The organism is Streptomyces europaeiscabiei, assembly GCF_001550375.1.
Classification (GTDB): domain Bacteria; phylum Actinomycetota; class Actinomycetes; order Streptomycetales; family Streptomycetaceae; genus Streptomyces; species Streptomyces europaeiscabiei.
The window spans coordinates 1-2,623 of sequence record NZ_LRTR01000744.1 but is presented as its reverse complement, the minus strand read 5'-3'; the positions used below and the strand labels follow the sequence as shown (position 1 = coordinate 2,623).

The window sequence follows — 2,623 nt, the reverse complement described above, 5'->3', positions numbered from 1 at the left end:
TGTGCTCTTCCGATCTCGCAGGGCCGCCCGGACGGCCGCGCGGCCGATCCAGAAGCCGCCACCGTCGTCCCCGAGGAGCCAGCCGTCGCCGCCGGAGGTCGCGGTCGGCACCCGCCCGGCGATCCGGGCGGCGACCGCACCGGTGCCGGCCACGAGGACGAGTCCGTCGGCGGGATGGCCGGGGGCCGCGGCGAAGGTCGTCTCGATGTCGCTGTGGACGCCGATCGTGGCCGCCGCGATGCCGAGCCGGGCCAGCGCGGTGGACAGGGCGGCCCGGGCCCGCACCCGGCCGGGCTCGTCGGCGCCCTGGGCCTGATGGCCGGCCCCCGCGAATCCACCCGCCACCGCGACCACCCGCCCGCGCAGTTCCTCGGGCACGGCTCGCGCGACGGCCTCCGCGAGATGGTCGGCGAGCACCGGCCCGGGCACGGTGAGCGAGTTGCCCGGCCCGGCCGTGCCCTCGCCCCGGGTACGGCCGTCTCCCAGACCGGCGAGGACGGCCCGGGTACGGGTGCCGCCTGCGTCGAGGCCGACCACGAACATCGGAGCAGTCGCGAAAGCTTGGTTCAAATCACTATTCATCGCTCTCCATGGTGGTTGATACATTCGCCACAGACAAGGTCCGACAGGCAGGATCCGACGAGACAGGGTCCGACGAGGTCCGTCTCGCGAGGAGGACACCATCGACACGCCCCCGCCCCCGCCCGCACGCCGCTTCGGCGTCAACTACACCCCACGCCGGGGCTGGTTCCACGCCTGGCACGACTTCGATCCCGGCCTCGCGCGCGAGGACCTGGCGCAGATCGCCGGGCTGGGCCTGGACCACGTCCGGGTCTTCCACCTCTGGCCCCTGCTCCAGCCCAACCGCACCCTGGTCCGGGCGTCGGCCGTCGACCAGCTCGTCCGACTGGTGGACCTGGCCGCCGAGTGCGGTCTGGACGTCCTCGTGGACGGCGTCCAGGGCCATCTGTCGAGCTTCGACTTCTACCCGGAGTGGACGCGCGGCTGGCACCACCGCAACGTCTTCACCGACCCCGAGGCGATCGAGGCCCAGGCACTCCTGCTGCGCACCCTGGGCCGCGCCCTGTCCGGCCACCCCCACCTCATCGGCCTGCAGCTCGGCAACGAGCTGAACAACCTGGTCGAGCACAACCCGGTGTCCGTCGCGGAGGTCGACCACTACCTGGACACCCTGCTGGCCGCCGCGCGGGGCGGGCTCGGCGAGGGCCGCGGCCTGGTCACGCACTCCGCGTACGACGCCGCCTGGTACGGCGACGACCACCCCTTCACCCCCGAGGCCTCGGCCCGCAAGGGCGACCTGACCACCGTCCACCCCTGGGTCTTCTCCGCGAACTGCGCCGGCCGCTACGGCCCGCGCTCGCCCCAGGTGCACCATCTCGCGGAGTACGGCACGGAGCTGGCCGCCGCCTACGCCACCGACCCGGTCCGCCCGGTCTGGGTCCAGGAGACCGGCGCCCCCGAGCCGCACATCCCGGCGGCCGACGCCCCCGACTTCGCCCGTGCGACCCTCCTGAACGCCGCCGGCTGCGCCCGCCTGTGGGGCGTCACCTGGTGGTGCTCCCACGACGTCGACCGCTCCCTGGCCGACTTCCCGGAACTGGAGTACACGCTCGGCCTGTTCGACTCCACGGGCCGCCCCAAGCCGATCGCGGAGGCCCTGTCCGCGACGGTCGCGGAGATCCGCACCGCGGCCGTCCCGCCCGCTCCCCGTACGACGCCCCTGGTCCTGGACTGCACCCCGTCCACGCGCTCGGTCTCCGGGCCCGGCGGCGCCTTCTTCGACGCCTGGATGCGGCTGCGGCAGGAGGGCGTCCGTCCCACGGTCGTCCTGGCGGAGCGTGCGCAGGACACGGCGTACCTCGGGGCGAGGGGGATCACGGAACTGATCGCCGGGGAGTGAGGCGGGCGGTAGCGGGGGCGGGGCGGAGACGGAGGCGGAGGCGCCGAGCGGAGGGAACTCCGACCCCGGCCCCGGCATCCGCCACCGCCACCGCCACCGCGACCGCGACCGCGAGGATGCCGCTCGTACGAAAGCCCGCCCCGTGAGGACGTTCGCCCGCGTGAGGACCTCCACCCGGCGGGAGCCTCCCCGGCAGTCAGGCCTTGCGTCCCGCCAGGACCTCGGCCACCGCCCGCAGATTCACCCGTCCCCTCCCGTGCGCGACCAGCGCACCACCCGCTTCGGGCAACCCGGTCGAGACCACCAGCGCGTCCGGTCGCGCCGCCAGCAGCGCGTCCCGCAGACGGCCCTGCCAGGGGTACAGCTCCGCATCGCACACGGCGGCGACCAGCGGACGCCCCTCGGCGGCCCGCAGCGCCTCCCCCACGACGGCCCCCGGGTCGTCCGGCTCCCCGGCGACCGCCGTCCCCGTGGCCGACGGATCGAGGGCTCGGATCTCGGTCAGCAGGTCCTCGCCGCCCCAGTTGAGAGCGGGGTGCGGGAGCGGGAAGCAGTCGACGACATGGGCGCCGGGCACCGCCTCCGGCAGCGGCCCCCCACTCCGTACGGCCCGTCGCGCCGCGGCCGCCCCGGCGTCCACGTCCCATGCGGCCACGGCACCCGGCCGGTACGGCACCGCGTACCGCAGCGCGAGCCGCCGGA

General features: G+C 75.2%; 1 protein-coding gene and 2 pseudogenes. 1 reads left to right on the top strand and 2 read right to left on the bottom strand.

All coding sequences use genetic code 11. From position 1 onward, the window contains the following. A pseudogene (locus AWZ10_RS36695) lies at positions 1-582 on the bottom strand (ATPase); the annotation flags it as partial. A gap of 100 nt (positions 583-682) precedes the next feature. On the opposite strand from AWZ10_RS36695, the gene AWZ10_RS36690 reads away from it, so the two are divergent. Then, positions 683-1,921 (top strand): glycoside hydrolase 5 family protein, encoded by a 1,239-nt coding sequence (locus AWZ10_RS36690; RefSeq protein ID WP_060893177.1) that lies wholly within the window; start codon positions 683-685, stop codon positions 1,919-1,921. A gap of 196 nt (positions 1,922-2,117) precedes the next feature. Here the strand turns inward: AWZ10_RS36690 and AWZ10_RS36685 are convergent. Beyond that, a pseudogene (locus tag AWZ10_RS36685) lies at positions 2,118-2,623 on the bottom strand (sugar hydrolase); the annotation flags it as partial.